At 58.9% G+C, this 14,741-nt stretch carries 14 protein-coding genes; 2 read left to right on the top strand and 12 right to left on the bottom strand.

What is annotated here, in order from left to right; genetic code table 11:
• The first annotated feature begins 33 nt into the window (after positions 1-33).
• Positions 34-1,164, top strand: coding sequence for an alpha-hydroxy acid oxidase (locus tag KHU33_RS09255; protein ID WP_211462555.1), 1,131 nt, complete (start codon positions 34-36; stop codon positions 1,162-1,164).
• 130 nt (positions 1,165-1,294) lie between these two features.
• Here the strand turns inward: KHU33_RS09255 and KHU33_RS09250 are convergent, their stop codons facing one another.
• From KHU33_RS09250 to KHU33_RS09230, 5 genes are all read right to left on the bottom strand, one after another.
• Complete coding sequence (locus KHU33_RS09250; RefSeq protein ID WP_211462554.1) at positions 1,295-1,981, bottom strand: ankyrin repeat domain-containing protein; 687 nt, start codon at positions 1,979-1,981, stop codon at positions 1,295-1,297.
• Complete coding sequence (locus KHU33_RS09245) at positions 1,974-2,768, bottom strand: TatD family hydrolase (RefSeq protein ID WP_211462553.1); 795 nt, start codon at positions 2,766-2,768, stop codon at positions 1,974-1,976. Before KHU33_RS09245 ends, KHU33_RS09250 begins: the two co-directional genes overlap by 8 nt.
• A 92-nt stretch (positions 2,769-2,860) precedes the next feature.
• On the bottom strand, positions 2,861-3,595 hold the full coding sequence (gene rph, locus KHU33_RS09240) for a ribonuclease PH (RefSeq protein ID WP_230414151.1): 735 nt from the start codon (positions 3,593-3,595) through the stop codon (positions 2,861-2,863).
• A gap of 9 nt (positions 3,596-3,604) precedes the next feature.
• Entirely contained in the window at positions 3,605-4,519 is a 915-nt protein-coding gene (locus tag KHU33_RS09235; protein WP_211462552.1) for a PP2C family protein-serine/threonine phosphatase, read from the bottom strand.
• 114 nt (positions 4,520-4,633) lie between these two features.
• Complete coding sequence (locus KHU33_RS09230) at positions 4,634-5,650, bottom strand: serine/threonine protein kinase (RefSeq protein WP_211441590.1); 1,017 nt, start codon at positions 5,648-5,650, stop codon at positions 4,634-4,636.
• Positions 5,651-5,761: 111 nt separating this feature from the next.
• Between KHU33_RS09230 and KHU33_RS09225 the strand changes: the two genes are divergently transcribed.
• The gene (locus tag KHU33_RS09225) at positions 5,762-6,661 is read left to right on the top strand and encodes a YicC/YloC family endoribonuclease (protein WP_211462580.1); all 900 of its coding nucleotides are present in this window, start codon (positions 5,762-5,764) and stop codon (positions 6,659-6,661) included.
• Positions 6,662-6,764: 103 nt separating this feature from the next.
• Here KHU33_RS09225 and KHU33_RS09220 read toward each other — a convergent pair whose 3' ends face one another.
• The 7 genes from KHU33_RS09220 to KHU33_RS09190 form a co-directional block, all read right to left on the bottom strand.
• The gene (locus tag KHU33_RS09220; RefSeq protein WP_211462579.1) at positions 6,765-8,858 is read right to left on the bottom strand and encodes a 3-hydroxyacyl-CoA dehydrogenase NAD-binding domain-containing protein; all 2,094 of its coding nucleotides are present in this window, start codon (positions 8,856-8,858) and stop codon (positions 6,765-6,767) included.
• Between the two features lie 65 nt (positions 8,859-8,923).
• Positions 8,924-10,126 (bottom strand): acyl-CoA dehydrogenase, encoded by a 1,203-nt coding sequence (locus KHU33_RS09215; protein ID WP_211462551.1) that lies wholly within the window; start codon positions 10,124-10,126, stop codon positions 8,924-8,926.
• A gap of 95 nt (positions 10,127-10,221) precedes the next feature.
• A complete protein-coding gene (locus KHU33_RS09210) occupies positions 10,222-10,926 on the bottom strand; it encodes an ABC transporter ATP-binding protein (RefSeq protein WP_211462550.1) in 705 nt (234 codons plus the stop codon).
• Positions 10,919-11,632 (bottom strand): ABC transporter ATP-binding protein, encoded by a 714-nt coding sequence (locus KHU33_RS09205; RefSeq protein ID WP_211462549.1) that lies wholly within the window; start codon positions 11,630-11,632, stop codon positions 10,919-10,921. Before KHU33_RS09205 ends, KHU33_RS09210 begins: the two co-directional genes overlap by 8 nt.
• Positions 11,619-12,593 (bottom strand): branched-chain amino acid ABC transporter permease, encoded by a 975-nt coding sequence (locus KHU33_RS09200; protein WP_211462548.1) that lies wholly within the window; start codon positions 12,591-12,593, stop codon positions 11,619-11,621. The genes KHU33_RS09205 and KHU33_RS09200 overlap by 14 nt, the downstream gene beginning before the upstream one ends.
• Positions 12,590-13,462 carry a branched-chain amino acid ABC transporter permease gene (locus KHU33_RS09195; RefSeq protein ID WP_211462547.1) on the bottom strand — a complete coding sequence of 291 codons (873 nt, stop codon included), beginning with the start codon at positions 13,460-13,462 and terminating at the stop codon, positions 12,590-12,592. The genes KHU33_RS09200 and KHU33_RS09195 overlap by 4 nt, the downstream gene beginning before the upstream one ends.
• Before the next feature lie 81 nt (positions 13,463-13,543).
• The gene (locus KHU33_RS09190) at positions 13,544-14,707 is read right to left on the bottom strand and encodes an ABC transporter substrate-binding protein (protein WP_211462546.1); all 1,164 of its coding nucleotides are present in this window, start codon (positions 14,705-14,707) and stop codon (positions 13,544-13,546) included.
• Positions 14,708-14,741: the final 34 nt, after the last annotated feature.

The raw sequence follows: 14,741 nt of genomic DNA, 5'->3' as shown, positions 1-14,741 counted from the left end.
ATATAGTGCCGTTCCTGCAACCAAGAGAATCCTATGCCCGTCATCACCTGCGTTGAAGACTTGCGCCTGCTGGCCAAGAAACGTGTGCCCAAAGCGTTTTACGATTACGCCGACAGCGGCTCGTATACCGAATCGACCTACCGCGCCAACAGCAGCGACCTGGCCGCCATGCATCTGCGCCAGCGGGTGGCCATCAACGTCGATCAGCGCTCGACCCGCAGCACCATGATCGGCCACGATGTGACGATGCCGGTGGCGATTGCTCCGACCGGCCTGACCGGCATGCAATGGGCCAACGGCGAAATGCTGGGCGCCATCGCCGCTGAAAAATTCGGCATCCCGTTCACACTGTCGACCATGAGCATCTGCTCTATCGAAGATGTGGCCAGCGTCACCAGCAAGCCGTTCTGGTTTCAGTTGTACGTGATGCGCGACCGCGGTTTTATCAAATCGCTGATCGAGCGCGCCAAGGCGGCCAAATGTTCGGCGCTGGTGCTGACGCTGGATTTGCAGATCCTCGGCCAGCGCCATAAGGATCTGAAAAACGGCATGTCGGTGCCGCCAAAGATGACCTTGGCGAACATACTCGATTTGGCGACCAAGCCCGGCTGGGCGCTGCGCGCGCTGGGCGGCCGCAAGTCGTTCGGCAACCTGGCCGGCCACGTCAAGGGCGCCGAAGGCGTGATTACGTTGAGCAAGTGGACCGCCAGCCAGTTCGATCCGACGCTATGCTGGGACGACATCGCCTGGATCAAGGAGCAATGGGGCGGCAAGCTGATCCTGAAAGGCATTCTGGATGTCGAAGACGCCAAGATCGCCGCCACTACCGGCGCCGATGCCATCGTCGTCAGCAATCACGGCGGGCGGCAACTGGATGGTGCGGTATCGTCGATCTCGGCATTGCCGGCAATTGTCGATGCGGTGGGCGATCAGATTGAAGTCTGGTTCGACGGCGGCATCCGCAGCGGCCAGGACGTGCTGAAAGCGGTGGCCCTGGGCGCCAAGGGCACCATGATCGGCCGTGCTTTCCTGTACAGCCTGGGGGCAATGGGAGAAGCCGGTGTCACCAAGATGCTGCAAATCCTGCAGCAGGAACTAGATGTCAGCATGGCGCTGACCGGCACTAAAGATATCAAAGATGTGGGGCCGCACATCCTCACTTAAGGGCAGCTCGAATAACCTTGTTACGTCATTGGCGACCCCGTCATTCCCGCGAACGCGGGAATCCATTTTAAATCAGTAACCTGGATCCCCGCGTTCGCGGGGATGACGGAGTTTTTAGAGGTGCCTTAAGTTAAAGTTTCCCGGCTTGCTTGAGGCGATGCGTCAAGCCCTCGGCAATGTCGTCGTGATCGAATTTCTTGGCGAGGTCGATGGCGGTCATGCCGGCATCGTTTTTCAAGGTGACATCGGCGCCGCTATCGAGCAGCAGTTTGACGGTATAGATTTTGCCGGCGCGCGCAGCCATCATGATCGGCGTCGTCTGATTGGGTGAACCGGCGTCGATGTAGGCCGAGGCATCCAGCAGCATCTGCACAATCTCATCGTTGCCGATCGCGGCGGCGTAGTGCAGTGCTGTCCAGCCGGTGTTGTTAGGTTCGGCCTCCTTGTCCAGCAAGGCTTTGACTGCCGCTACGTTGCCCTTGTAGGAGGCAATCATCAATGCTGTGTCGCCGTTGCGCGCGCGCAGGTTGAGATCGATGCCGCGCGCATTGAGCAAGAGGTTAAAGACTTTCTTCGAATCCTCGCGCAAAGCCATCATCAGAGCGGTTTCACCACGTTGCTTTTGCGCTACCAGATTCGGATCGACGCCCGCCGCCAGCAGTGCCTTCATGCGGCGTTCGTCATCCAACTGTGCTGCCTTGGCCATGTCGTCAGCATTGCTGGCATGACTCATCGACGGCAAGCAAGCCAGCGCCAGCAGCAACAAAAATGCTGAAAACCGCGAATGACCATTCATGCGATCAAATAAATTAAGCATGCGTCTGATCCTTTGCCAGTTTGAACAAATTGAAAAAATTATCGGTGGTTTGCTGCGCCACCTCGGCCGCCGGCACACCCTTCAGATTGGCCAGGAACTCACCGACATGCATGACCCAACCCGGCTCGTTCATTTTGCCGCGATGCGGCACCGGCGCCAGATATGGAGAATCGGTTTCGATCAAGGCGCTGCTCAAGGGCACAGCCAATGCCACGGCCTGCAATTCCTTGGCGCTCTTGAAGGTGACGATGCCGGAAAACGAAATATAAAAACCCATCGCCATCGCCGCTTCGGCCACCTCCAGCGATTCGGTAAAACAGTGCATTACACCGCCGGCGCCGCCGGCATCGGTGCCGGCGCCCTCTTCCTGCATGATGCGGATGGTGTCTGCCGATGCGGCGCGGGTATGAATGATCAAAGGCTTGCCGGTTGCGCGGGACGCCCGGATGTGGCGACGAAAACGCTCGCGCTGCCATTCCAGGTCGCCCTGCAGGCGATAATAATCGAGGCCGGTTTCACCGATGGCGATGATTTTCGGGTGATCGGAAAGGCGAATCAGATCGTCGACGCTGGGTTCCGGCGTGTCTTCATAATCGGGATGCACGCCGACCGAAGCATAGATATGCGGGTAGGTTTTGGCCAGCTCCAGCACTTGCGGGAAGTCCGGCAGGTCGACCGATACGCACAGCGCATGGGTAACCTGGTTTTGCGCCATCTTGGCGAGCACCTCCGGCATCCTTGCAGAAAGCTCGGGGAAATTGATATGGCAATGGGAATCGATATACATAGACCGGATTATATCGCTTGCGCGCGCACATCATTGATGACGTATGCGCGCAGCAGCTATTTCAGTCTCTGAATTTTGCCAACAGCGGGAGGTTACTCAGCCAGACCCAAGGCTTGCTTTTGCAACTGGATCAGCTCGCCGATCCCGCCCTGCGCCAGATCCAGCAAGCTATTCAAGGTAGGACGATCAAAGGCGACACCTTCCGCCGTGCCCTGCACCTCAATGAAATGACCGGTATCGGCCATCACCACGTTCATATCCGTATCGCAGCCGGAATCCTCGACATAATCCAGATCCAGCACCGGCGTGCCCTGATAAACACCAACTGAGATCGCCGCCACAAAGTGTTTCAGAGGAATCGCCGCGATCGCCTTGCGTTCCAGCAGTTGTACAAATGCATCGTAAGCCGCCACCATGGCGCCTGTAATTGCAGCGGTACGGGTGCCGCCGTCAGCCTGGATCACGTCGCAATCAAGATGCAAGGTGCGTTCGCCGAAGGCCTCCAGATCGAACGCCGCCCGCAGTGAACGGCCGATCAGACGCTGGATTTCCTGGGTGCGTCCGGATTGCTTGCCGCGTGCCGCTTCGCGGTCCATGCGGGTATTGGTGGAGCGCGGCAACATGCCGTATTCGGCCGTCAGCCAGCCTTGTCCTTTGCCCTTCAAAAAGCCTGGGACTTTTTCTTCCAGGCTGGCGGTACAAATAACTTTAGTATCGCCGAATTCGACCAGCACCGAACCTTCGGCGTGCTTGGTGTAATTGCGGGTCAGGCGCACCGTGCGCAAGGCGTCGGCGGCACGTCCGCTAGGACGGGTAATGGGTAGCATGTCAATTCCTTAGATGTTCTTTTCAATAGCGCCACGGATTTCCGCGATCGCCTGTTCGATATCGGCGTCGCTGAAGCCGTCTGGCGCATCTGTCGCGCCTAGTCGCGGCGCCTGGATGGTGGTAGTCAGACTGCCGATCGGCAGCGTATGGGTCACGATCGAACTGGATGGATCGTCGATGTTCGGGTCGCTGCCCCAGGCCATTGCCAAAGCGGTAATATTATCGCTGGTTTTACCGGCAATCCCAAGCGCGTTATTCACCAGCTCCGGCACTGCCCGCACGATGGTGCTGGTTTGCAGGCGTTGCGCCAGTACATGATCGGGCAACATCGACCACAGCCCGTCCGAGCACAACAGCATGACATCGCCCGCCTGCAGGCTGACACGGCGCGACAGTTCGACGATGGGCATATTGGTCGCGCCAAGGCAGTTGAACAGCTTGTTGCGATCTGGATGAGTAGCGCGCTCGGAAGGATCAGCCTTGCCCTGCGCAATCAGGCTCTCGATGCGCGAGTGATCACGGGTACGCGCCAGGATCTGGCCGTTGCGCATCCAGTACAAACGCGAATCGCCGCAATGCGCCCAGAACGCGCTGTTGTGCTGGATCAGGCAGGCCACCACCGTGGTGCGCGGCGTTTCCGAGAGCTTATGTACTTCCCGGTAACGGTGGATTTCCATGTGTGCAGCGTAGAAGGCGTCTTCCAGGAACCGCTCCGGCTTCTTGATGTACGGCTGGGCGTTCTTCTGGAACAAGGAGCCGATGGTCTGCATCGCTATATTGGCAGCGATCTCACCGTGCAGGTGGCCGCCCATGCCGTCGGTCAGCAACAGCAGCAAGGCGTCACGCGTGAAGCTATAACCCATCCGGTCCTGGTTGACCTTGCGGCCACCGATATGGCTCTCTTGATAAACAGAAAATCGCATGACTATGTATGACTTTTACTAAAAATACAACTCAAACCTGGCGCAATGAAGCGGCGTTATTACGTACTTATGCGCGTGCTTATGTGCGTGCTCATTTGTTGTGTGGTTATGCGCCTATTGCGTGTTTTCCTGGATCGTCGTGTCAGGATTGCTTTCGGCTTTCCGGCGAAACTGGATGTGCGTGAAAAACACGCTGCGTATCTTGCGCGTCACCATATCGCGCACGCTCACCTCTTCTTCCTGTACCGGCTCCATCAAGGCGCGCTGTACTGCGAACACACTTTGCGGCCGTTGCAACGGATCGATCATCAGGCACCAGCGCACCACCTGGATCAACTCTGGCGAATACAGGCCTTCCAGCTTGCGGAAATGCCCTTCCATCTTATCGTTGACCTTACGCTGGTCCACCGGTTGCGGCGGCGCACCCACCATGCAGGCGAAAATCGAGGCGCCGATGCTGTAGATGTCAGTCCACGGGCCCAGGTTGCCATTCCGTTCATATAACTCGGCCGGGGCGAAACCTGGCGTGTACATCGGATATAGCTTGGGCGAATCGGAGCGCAGAGTCTGCCTGGCAGCGCCGAAATCCAGCAAAATCGGCGTGCCGTCAGCGCGCAAATAGATATTTGCCGGCTTCAAGTCCAGATGCAGCAATTTGTGGGTGTGCACCTCGCGCAAGCCGTTCATCACATGACGGAACATCTTGCGGATGAATTTTTCCGATACCAGCGGCTTTTCTCCCTTGTCGCGACGGCGCAGGATGTGCTCCTGCAGCGAGCGCCCGGATTCGTAAGCCATCACCATGTACACCGTTTCATTAGCACGGAAAAAATTGATGACGCTGACAACATTCGGATGGGCGATGCGCGCCAAAGCGCGGCCTTCTTCGAAAAAGCATTTAAGCCCGATCCTGAAGGTCGGCAGGTTTTCCGGCGAAATTGCCGGCGCCAGTTCGCCCCATTGGCGTAATGCCAACGAGCTTGGCAGATATTCTTTGATGGCGACTGCGTTGCCATCCTCGTCATATGCCAGATAGACAATACTGAACCCGCCGGAAGCAATCTTCTTTACAATGCGGTATCCAGCAATTTTTAGCCCATCAGGCAACGGTGCGTTGTTTTGCGCGGCCATGCGATCCTACCCTGTTAATTAGTGTTAAGGATTGTCTTGATAAATCGCTGACTTGTAAAGAAAAACCCTTGCAACCCAGAAACAAAGGACAGCATTTTGACTATCTGCAGCATGACAGGTTACGCCGTTAACAACCGTGAAACGGCAGCGGGCACGATTACCATCGAAATCAAGAGCGTCAATTCGCGCTTTCTCGACCTCCAATTCCGCATCAATGACGACTTGCGCTCGCTCGAACCGGCGCTGCGCGAAGCCATTATCGGCCGCGTTGCGCGCGGCAAAGTCGAATGCCGCCTGAGTTTCGGGCGCAAGACTGCCGGCGGTGCATCGCAAGCCCTGAATATGCCGCTGCTGGCTTCCCTGGCCGATATGCAAAGCGCGGTGCGCCAGCAATTCATCGAGGCGCCGCCGCTCACCGTCAATGAATTGCTGCGCTGGCCGGGCGTGATTGAAGAAGCGGTGATCAGCCAGGACACGCTGCAAGCCGACGTCCAGGCCACCATGAGCGCAACCCTGGAGGCGTTTGTCGATTCGCGCGCACGCGAGGGCGCGGCGCTGCAAGCCACCTTGATCGCCCGTATCGACGCCATGGAAGCCATCGTGCAAAGGATTACGCCGCTGGTGCCGCAGGTGGTTGCGCAATTCCAGCAAAAAGCCATAGAGCGCATGCAGGAAGCGCTCGGCCTGGCGCAACAGGATGCAAACAACAGCAATTCCAGCCTGTCGCGTGAAGAGGCGCTGGACCGGATTCGCCAGGAAGTCACGCTGTACGGCATCCGCATCGATATTGCTGAAGAATTATCGAGACTGGCGGCTCATTTGGGCGAAACCCGCCACATCTTGAAAAAAGGCGGCCAGGTCGGCAAGCGCCTCGATTTCATGATGCAGGAACTGAATCGTGAAGCGAATACGGTCGGCTCCAAAGCTGCGATCAAGGAACTGGCTGACGCCTCCATGGAATTGAAGCTGCTGATCGACCAGATGCGCGAACAGGTGCAAAATTTGGAGTAGGGTTTCAGGGGCTTCCGATATCCATGGCAGACACAACGTCAGTCATGCGCATTCCTTCGTAGTCGAATTATTTTTCGTCCGCAGCTTGCCATGCCGGCGCCGTTCAGACACCATGAAAATTCTTGCCGGTCATTGCCAGCCGCTCCAGCAGCGGCGCCGGCTCCCAATATTCGCCGTGGCGCCGATGGTATTCGCAGATCCTGGCGTAGACCTTGTCCAGCCCCACCGTATCGGCATAAAACAAGGGGCCGCCGCGATAGGCCGGGAAACCGTAGCCGTTGACGTAGACCGTGTCGATATCGGAAGCGCGCTGAGCGATCCCTTGTTCCAGGATGCGCGCACCTTCATTGATCAGCGCATAAATGGTGCGCTCGACGATTTCCTCCTGCGACAATGAGCGCCGTTGAATCTGCGCTTCTTGCGCGCAACGCTCGATCAAGGCCTCGATCTCGGGATCGGGAATCGGCGTGCGGCTGCCGGCTTCGTAACGATAGAAGCCGGCGCCGGTTTTCTGGCCAAAACGGCCCATGTCGCAAATGCGGTCGGCCACCTGCGAATAGCGCAGATGCGCAGGCCTGGTTGGCGCCAGCCGCAAGCGCGCGGCGCGGGCGATATCGAGGCCAGCCATGTCGGCCATTGCCAGCGGCCCCATCGCCATGCCGAAGTTGTACAGTGCCCGGTCGACCTGCTGCACGCTGGCGCCCTCCTCCAGCAGGAATTGCGCCTCGCGCGCATAAGGGGTCAGCATGCGATTGCCGACAAAGCCCTCGCAAACGCCGACCAGTACGCCGATCTTGCCGATCGTCTTAGCCAGTTGCATGGCGCCGGCAACGACGTCGGCGGCGGTGGCTGCACCACGCACCACTTCCAGCAGGCGCATGACGTTGGCCGGACTGAAGAAATGCAGGCCGATCACATCCTGCGGCCGCGAGGTGCCGGCGGCGATCTCGTTGAGATCAAGCCGCGAAGTATTGCTGGCCATGATCGCGCCCGGCTTGCATACCTGATCGAGCTGCTGGAACACTTCTTTCTTGACCACCATATCTTCGAATACCGCCTCGATCACCAGGTCGGCGTCGTGCAAATCCTGATAATCCAAGGTGGTGGAGATGATGCTGAGCCGGCTTTCCAAGGCTTCCTGGGAGAGCTTGCCTTTGGCCACCGTTGCCGCGTAATTCTTGCGGATCAGCGCCAGCCCGCGCTCAAGCGCCTCCCGCCGCGCTTCCATCAATATCACCGGCATGCCGGCATTGGCAAAACACATGGTGATGCCGGCGCCCATCGTACCGGCGCCGATCACGCCAACTTGGGTGATCGGGCGGCGGGCCTGAGACGATGGCAGATCGACAATTTTGGCCGCTTCGCGCTCGGCGAAAAACAGATGGCGCAACGCCTTCGATTCGCTACCGTTGAGCAAGGCGGTAAACTGTTGATGCTCAAATTTCAGCCCTTCTTCAAACGGCAAATCGAGCGCCGCCTCGACGCAGGAGATGCACGCCAACGGCGCCGGGAAACCGCGCTTTTGCTTGCTCGCCTGCTCGCGCGCCGCAGTGAACACCATTTGCCGATCTGCCAATGCTATAGGCCGCTGCGCCGCAACCGGATGCGCCCCGCCGGTAACGACCACGCGTCTGGCGTAGGCCACCGCTGCGGCCAGAAAATCGCCTTCGATCAAGACATCCGCCATGCCAAGCCTGACCGCGTCCAGCGCGGCGACCGGATCGCCGCCGACGATTATCCGCAGCGCCGCATCAACCCCGATCAGGCGCGGCAGCCGTTGCGTGCCGCCGCAGCCCGGCAGCAACCCCAGCTTGACCTCGGGCAGCGCCAACTTTGCCTGCGGCGAGACCAGCCGATAATGGCAAGCCAGCGCCAGCTCGAAGCCGCCGCCGTAGGCGATGCCATCGATTGCCGCCACCACCGGCTTCGGCGATGCCTCGATGCGTTCAACCAGCGCCTGCAAGGAAGGCGTCGCGCTGGCTGCCGGAGTATTGAATTGGCGTAGATCGGCGCCGCCGCAGAAAATCTTGCCGGCGCCAGTCAGGACGATGGCTTTGACTGCGGCATCGGCCAGCGCCGCTTCGAGGCCGGCCATTACCGTTGGGCGCACCTGATGCGACAAGCCATTGACCGGCGGATTATCCAGGCGGATGACAGCGACGTCGCTGTCGCCCCCTTGATTGGCAGATGCAAGCATGTTCATGGGACTCCATCAATAAAATATACGGCGCACAGATCGTGCTTCAATAGCGGCCGACAACTTTACTGAAACGCCTGGATGCCAGTCTGCGCCCGGCCCAGGATCAGCGCATGAATGTCATGCGTTCCTTCGTAAGTATTGACCACCTCCAGGTTCACCATATGGCGGATCACGCCGAACTCGTCGGAGATGCCGTTACCGCCCAGCATATCGCGCGCTACACGCGCGATGTCGAGCGACTTGCCGCAGGAATTGCGCTTCATCATCGAGGTGATTTCGACCGCAGCCGTGCCTTCATCCTTCATCCGGCCCAGGCGCAGGCAGCCTTGCAAACCGAAAGCGATCTCAGTCTGCATGTCGGCCAGCTTTTTCTGCACCAGCTGGTTGGCAGCCAGCGGCCGTCCGAACTGCTTGCGATCAAGCACATACCGGCGCGCAATATGCCAGCAGGCCTCGGCTGCTCCCAGCGCGCCCCAGGCAATGCCGTAGCGTGCCGAATTCAGGCAAGTGAACGGCCCTTTCAGGCCGCGCACCTCGGGAAAGGCGTTTTCTTCGGGACAGAACACCTCATCCATGACGATCTCGCCGGTAATCGATGCGCGCAGCCCGACCTTGCCGTGGATGGCCGGAGCCGACAGGCCCTTCATGCCTTTTTCCAGGATAAAGCCGCGGATCTGGCCCTCGTCGTCCTTGGCCCACACCACGAACACATCGGCGATCGGCGAGTTCGAAATCCACATCTTGCTGCCAGAAATGCTGAAACCGCCCGCCACTTTCCTGGCGCGCGTCACCATCGAGCCGGGATCAGAGCCATGATTGGCTTCGGTCAGGCCGAAGCAGCCGATCCACTCGCCGGTCGCCAGCCTGGGCAGAAACTTCAGGCGTTGTTGCTCGCTGCCGAATTCATAGATCGGCACCATCACCAGCGACGACTGCACGCTCATCATCGAGCGATAGCCGGAATCGACCCGCTCCACTTCACGCGCAATCAGGCCGTAGCTGACATAGTTCAAGCCGGGGCCGCCGTACTGTTCGGGAATGGTCGGTCCTAACAGGCCGAGCGCGCCCATTTCGCGGAAAATCGCCGGATCGGTCTGTTCCTGGCGGAACGCTTCCAGCACGCGCGGCTGCAGCCTGTCCTGGCAGTAGGCTGCAGCGGCGTCGCGCACCATGCGTTCTTCATCCGTCAGCTGCTGATCGAGCAGCAGCGGATCTTCCCAGCAGAACTGGGCTTTGGCGGGTGTTGCGGTAGCGCTCGAATTCATGGCAAGTCCTTTAATAGATAGGTGGATATTTGGGTATTGGGCAGGTAACTGCATAGGCGTTGAATATGCGGCGCAGCTGCGCCACGCGGTGGCCACTACTCTCGGGCAAAGTACAAATCGTGCAAAGCATCCAGCTCAACCTCGGCCGCCGCCTTCGACAACAGCACCTTGCCGCCCTGCATCAGGTAGACATGATCGGCGATGCCGACCGCCTGGTGCGTGTTCTGCTCCACCAGGACGATGGTCCTGCCCTCATCCTTCAGGCGCTGCAGGATCTCAAACAAGTCTTGCACCACCACCGGCGCCAGTCCGAGCGAAGGCTCATCGATCAGGATCAGCTGCGGCTCCGACATCAGGCCGCGCCCCATCGCCAGCATCTGCGCCTCGCCGCCCGACATCGAGCCGGCCAGCTGGCGGCGCCGTTCGCGCAGGCGCGGGAACATGTCGTAGGCAAGTTCCAGGTTGGCCTTGGCGCGCGCCCGATGCTGCCGCGAGAACGCGCCCATCAGCAGGTTTTCCTCCACCGTCATGTCCCTGAAGATCATGCGTCCTTCGGGAATCAGGCTGATCCCGCGCTCGCTCATTTCCCAGGTCTTGGCGCCGCCCAGCGCTTGCCCCTGGAACAGGATGCCGCCCTGCGCCACCGGCACCAGGCCCATGATCGCTCGCAGCAGCGTGGTCTTGCCGGCGCCGTTGGGGCCGATGATGGTGGTCAGCTTGCCCTGCGGGATGCTCAGCGAGACATCCCACAAGATATTGATCGCGCCGTAACCGGCGCGCAGGTTGCGGACTTCAAGCATGCTGTTCACCTGTATAGCTTTTGATTACTTGTGGATCGCTGAACACCTGCTCCGGCGTACCGTCCGCGATCAGTTCGCCGAAATTCAGCACGCATACGCGGCTGCACAGTTTGCTGATGGTTTCGATATCGTGTTCGATGATCAGGATGCCGATCCCGAATTTCTTGTGCAGCGCGGTCAGCATCTGCATGAAGCGGCGCTTGCCGTTGGTCTCAAGGCCGGCCAGCACCTCGTCAAGCAACAGCAGCTTGGGTGCGATGGCGAGCGCTTTGGCCACTTCCAGCGCCTTGAGTTCACTCAGCGCCAATTCGGTGGCGGCATTGCACCCGGCCTTGTCGGCCAGTCCCAGGAAATCGAGGATTTCATCGACCTTGCCGGGAACCACCTTGCCGGTGCCGAAACGTTGCGCCACCAGCAGGTTTTCGCGCACGGTCAGTTCGTGCATCGGCTGCGGAATCTGGAAGGAGCGGCCGATGCCCAAGCGCGCCCGGGCATGCAGCGAGGTTTTCAGCACATTGACCGAATCGAATATGATCTGCCCGCCGCTGGGCTTGACCAGGCCGGAAATTGCATTGAACAAGGTGGTCTTGCCGGCCCCGTTCGGCCCCACCAGGCCGACCACTTCGTGGCTCGCAATCTCCATGCTGACGCGGTTGACGGCAGTCAGCCCGCCGAAGCGGATAGTGACGTCTTCAAGCCTTAACATGGGTTTTCCTCTTGAATTTTTGAGCAAGCAAGGGCACCAGGCCGGACGGACTGAAAATGATCATCGCCACCAGCAATACGCCGAGAATCATCTGATGTCCGGAGGGAAGCAAATTCTTGAGTATCAACTGATCGATCAGGTAGACCGCAACCGCTCCTACCAGCGGCCCGAAGATAGTCCGGTAGCCGCCGAAGATCGCGGCAATGATCGGGATCACGGTCCAGCTCGATCCGAACGCGTAGTCGGGCTCAAGAAAATTGATGTAATGGACATTGAAGGCGCCGATCATGCCGGTCATGAACGCCGAGACGAGCAGCATCAGCGCCTTGAGCAAGCTGCTGTTGACGCCCACCACCCGGGTTGCATCCTCCGACTCGTGCATAGCCTTGAGCGCGAGGCCGTAATAGCTTTTTTGAATCAGGTAATACACCCAGACGAAAGCGGCCACCAGGGTCAGAATCATCAAATAGCCGCCAACCTTGCTACCCAAATCGACACCCGGCAGCGTCGGCAGCGCAGGGATCCCGGACAAACCGCCGGCGCCGCCGGTGAGGTCTCGAAACTCGGTCGCCAGGATACGGAAAATCTGCGCATAGGCTAAGATCGACAGCGCAAAATACGGTCCTTTCAGGCGCAAGGCCGGCAGCATCGCCAACGATGCCAACGCAGCCCCGACACCGCCCAGCAGCATCGCCGGCAACACCGGCAGTCCGCACCGAAGCGTCAGCAAGGCCGACACATAAGAGCCGACGCCGAAGAACGCCGCCTGGCCGAAGCTGACCATACCGCCCAGATTGCCGAGCAGCGCCCAGGCCAGCGCAATCCCGCCTATCGTCAGCGACGCTACCAACAGGCTCATCAGGTAGAGGTTGCTGCCAAACAGCAGCGGCACCAGCACATACATCACCAGCGCGAGAATCAGGTACAGGTAAGGTATGGAGCGTGATTTCAGCGGCTTCATCCACGCCTCCGGTTAAGACCGAACAAGCCATTCGGCATGACGAACAGCACCAGCAGGAATAGCAGCATGCCGGTCAGCTCCTGCAATGCAGAGCTATACAAGGTGACGGTCAGGGACTCCACCACGCCCAGCAGGACAGCGCCGACCAGCACACCGGGGATCGAACCGGCGCCGGCCAGTACGGTGATGATGAAAGCCTTGACCGTGAGCGAATTGCCGAGGGCTGGCTGGATCACGCTAGAACTGTAAAGCGCGACCCCGGCGAAGGTCGCAAGTACGCCAGATACCATAAACGAAATCAGCTCGGTCCATTGCGGATTGACGCCCATCAGCCTGGCCGCATCGCGATTGCTCGCCACTGCGCGCACCGCCCGCCCGTACCAGCTCCGGGCCAGCCACCACCAGCCGCCCAGCATCAAGACCAGACTCACGGCAAAGAACACCAGTTCGCTGTTCATGCTGTAGAGAGAACCGAGCACCAGCGGTTGCTGGAACCAGGTGTTGGCGGTCGAATGGATATCCGATTTCCAGATCAGCAAAATCGCGTTGGTCAAGACGATGCCGATACCGTAGGTCAGCAGCAAGGAATTGAGCTCGCGATCCCTCTTGATCTTGCTCACCAGGAAATAGACGATGGCCGATGTGCTGCACACCACCAGCAGCGCCAGCGGAATCGCCAGCACCGGGTTGATTTTCAGCCATGACTCGCTCATGTAGGCAATATAGGCTGCCAGCAGCACCAGCTCGCCGTGCGCCAGGTTGATGATTTTCATGGTGCCGAAGACCAGCGCCAGGCCCAGCGCAATCAGCGCGTACGAGCCGCCGGTCAGCAGGCCGGAAAACAGGGATTGCAGGATTAATTCAGACATATGATTCGCCTCGATGAAACTGCCAATGCATGAAGAAGGAAAGCATGCCTGCGCGGCCGGGAGCCGCGACAGGCTATGGCGTTACCACGGCACGCCGGGATATTTCATCTGTCCGGTGGCGAATTCCTTGGGCCAGACGATAACGATTTTTCCGCCCTGGTGCTGGCCGATATGCTGGATGAAATTCGGGTTATCGCCTTTGGCGTCGAATTGCAAGCGGCCTATCAAGGTTTCGCGGTCGGTCTTGCGCATTTCCTCCGCCAGCCCGCCCTGCTTCAGCGTGCCTTTGTCGGCAGCGCGCGCGATGGCTTCGAACAACGCCATCGCCTGCACGAAACCGTATTCGTTCAAGTAGTCCGGATTTTTGCCATACAGCGTCTTGAAAGTCTGCTCGAATTGCTTGCCCTCGGCGCTATTGAACTCGGCCGGGTAAGGCAATATCTCGGTGCCGGAAACGTTAGGCACCAGATCCGGAAAGTCGGTCGCCATCTTGGCGTTCGCAATTTGCCAGACGCCGACCAAGGCCTTGAGCTTTGGCTTCAACACCTTGGCTGCGCGCAGGATGCCAACGTAATCGTTTTCGTAACCCAGCATGTTGATCGCATCCGGCCTGTCCTGCAGTTTGATCTTGTTGATGATCGGCTTGAAATCGGTGATGGCCGGATCGAAAGGATGCAGGGTGACTTTCACTCCCTTGGCCATCATGATCTTGTTGACGTCGTTGGCAAGTTCGTTGGTCGATTTTTTGGTCGAATAGATGATCGATAACGATTTGATGCCCATATCGGAAAACATGCCGGTCATGGCGCGGACATAGCCGCTGGTATTGTTGATGCGGAAGAATTTCTTGTAGCCTTGGGAAATGAATTCCTCGCTGGTGCCGCCGGAGGTGATGTAGACCAGCCCCGCTTTGTTGGCCGCAGTGGAAGCCGGAGCGACCAGATCGGAGGTGGCGCCGCCGGTAATGCCGACCACGTTTTGCGAGGCCAGTTGTTCGACCGCAGCAATCGCCTTGGCCGGCGCCGATTCATCGTCGATCGTGACCAGCTTGATCTTGTGCTTGGACTGTTGTTTGTTGAACGCCTCGACTGCGGTCAGCATGCCTTCATGCATGCCGCTGCCGCCGCGCGCATTGACGCCGCTAAGCGAGATGACAGAACCGACCTTGATTTCCTCGGCACATGCGGCATTGGCGCCCGCACCAAACGCCAGCGCGATAGCGAACGTTGTTATCTGTATTTTCATTGCTGTCTCCTTATTTTATTTTGGCGAGTCGATC

Source organism: Collimonas silvisoli (genome assembly GCF_018305005.1).
GTDB lineage: Bacteria > Pseudomonadota > Gammaproteobacteria > Burkholderiales > Burkholderiaceae_D > Collimonas > Collimonas silvisoli.
The sequence above is the reverse complement of the archived record's forward strand: the minus strand, read 5'-3'. Positions and strand labels throughout refer to the sequence as shown.

What these genes read in the sequence shown, in the direction of transcription:
- KHU33_RS09220 (WP_211462579.1), bottom strand. Translation starts at nt 8,858, where the DNA reads ATGCTTGCATCTGCCAATCAAGGGGGCGACAGCGACGTCGCTGTCATC.
- KHU33_RS09235 (WP_211462552.1), bottom strand. Translation starts at nt 4,519, where the DNA reads ATGCGATTTTCTGTTTATCAAGAGAGCCATATCGGTGGCCGCAAGGTC.
- KHU33_RS09190 (WP_211462546.1), bottom strand. Translation starts at nt 14,707, where the DNA reads ATGAAAATACAGATAACAACGTTCGCTATCGCGCTGGCGTTTGGTGCG.
- KHU33_RS09225 (WP_211462580.1), top strand. Translation starts at nt 5,762, where the DNA reads ATGACAGGTTACGCCGTTAACAACCGTGAAACGGCAGCGGGCACGATT.
- KHU33_RS09250 (WP_211462554.1), bottom strand. Translation starts at nt 1,981, where the DNA reads ATGCTTAATTTATTTGATCGCATGAATGGTCATTCGCGGTTTTCAGCA.
- KHU33_RS09205 (WP_211462549.1), bottom strand. Translation starts at nt 11,632, where the DNA reads ATGTTAAGGCTTGAAGACGTCACTATCCGCTTCGGCGGGCTGACTGCC.
- KHU33_RS09230 (WP_211441590.1), bottom strand. Translation starts at nt 5,650, where the DNA reads ATGGCCGCGCAAAACAACGCACCGTTGCCTGATGGGCTAAAAATTGCT.
- KHU33_RS09215 (WP_211462551.1), bottom strand. Translation starts at nt 10,126, where the DNA reads ATGAATTCGAGCGCTACCGCAACACCCGCCAAAGCCCAGTTCTGCTGG.
- KHU33_RS09195 (WP_211462547.1), bottom strand. Translation starts at nt 13,462, where the DNA reads ATGTCTGAATTAATCCTGCAATCCCTGTTTTCCGGCCTGCTGACCGGC.
- KHU33_RS09210 (WP_211462550.1), bottom strand. Translation starts at nt 10,926, where the DNA reads ATGCTTGAAGTCCGCAACCTGCGCGCCGGTTACGGCGCGATCAATATC.
- KHU33_RS09245 (WP_211462553.1), bottom strand. Translation starts at nt 2,768, where the DNA reads ATGTATATCGATTCCCATTGCCATATCAATTTCCCCGAGCTTTCTGCA.
- KHU33_RS09255 (WP_211462555.1), top strand. Translation starts at nt 34, where the DNA reads ATGCCCGTCATCACCTGCGTTGAAGACTTGCGCCTGCTGGCCAAGAAA.
- rph (WP_230414151.1), bottom strand. Translation starts at nt 3,595, where the DNA reads ATGCTACCCATTACCCGTCCTAGCGGACGTGCCGCCGACGCCTTGCGC.
- KHU33_RS09200 (WP_211462548.1), bottom strand. Translation starts at nt 12,593, where the DNA reads ATGAAGCCGCTGAAATCACGCTCCATACCTTACCTGTACCTGATTCTC.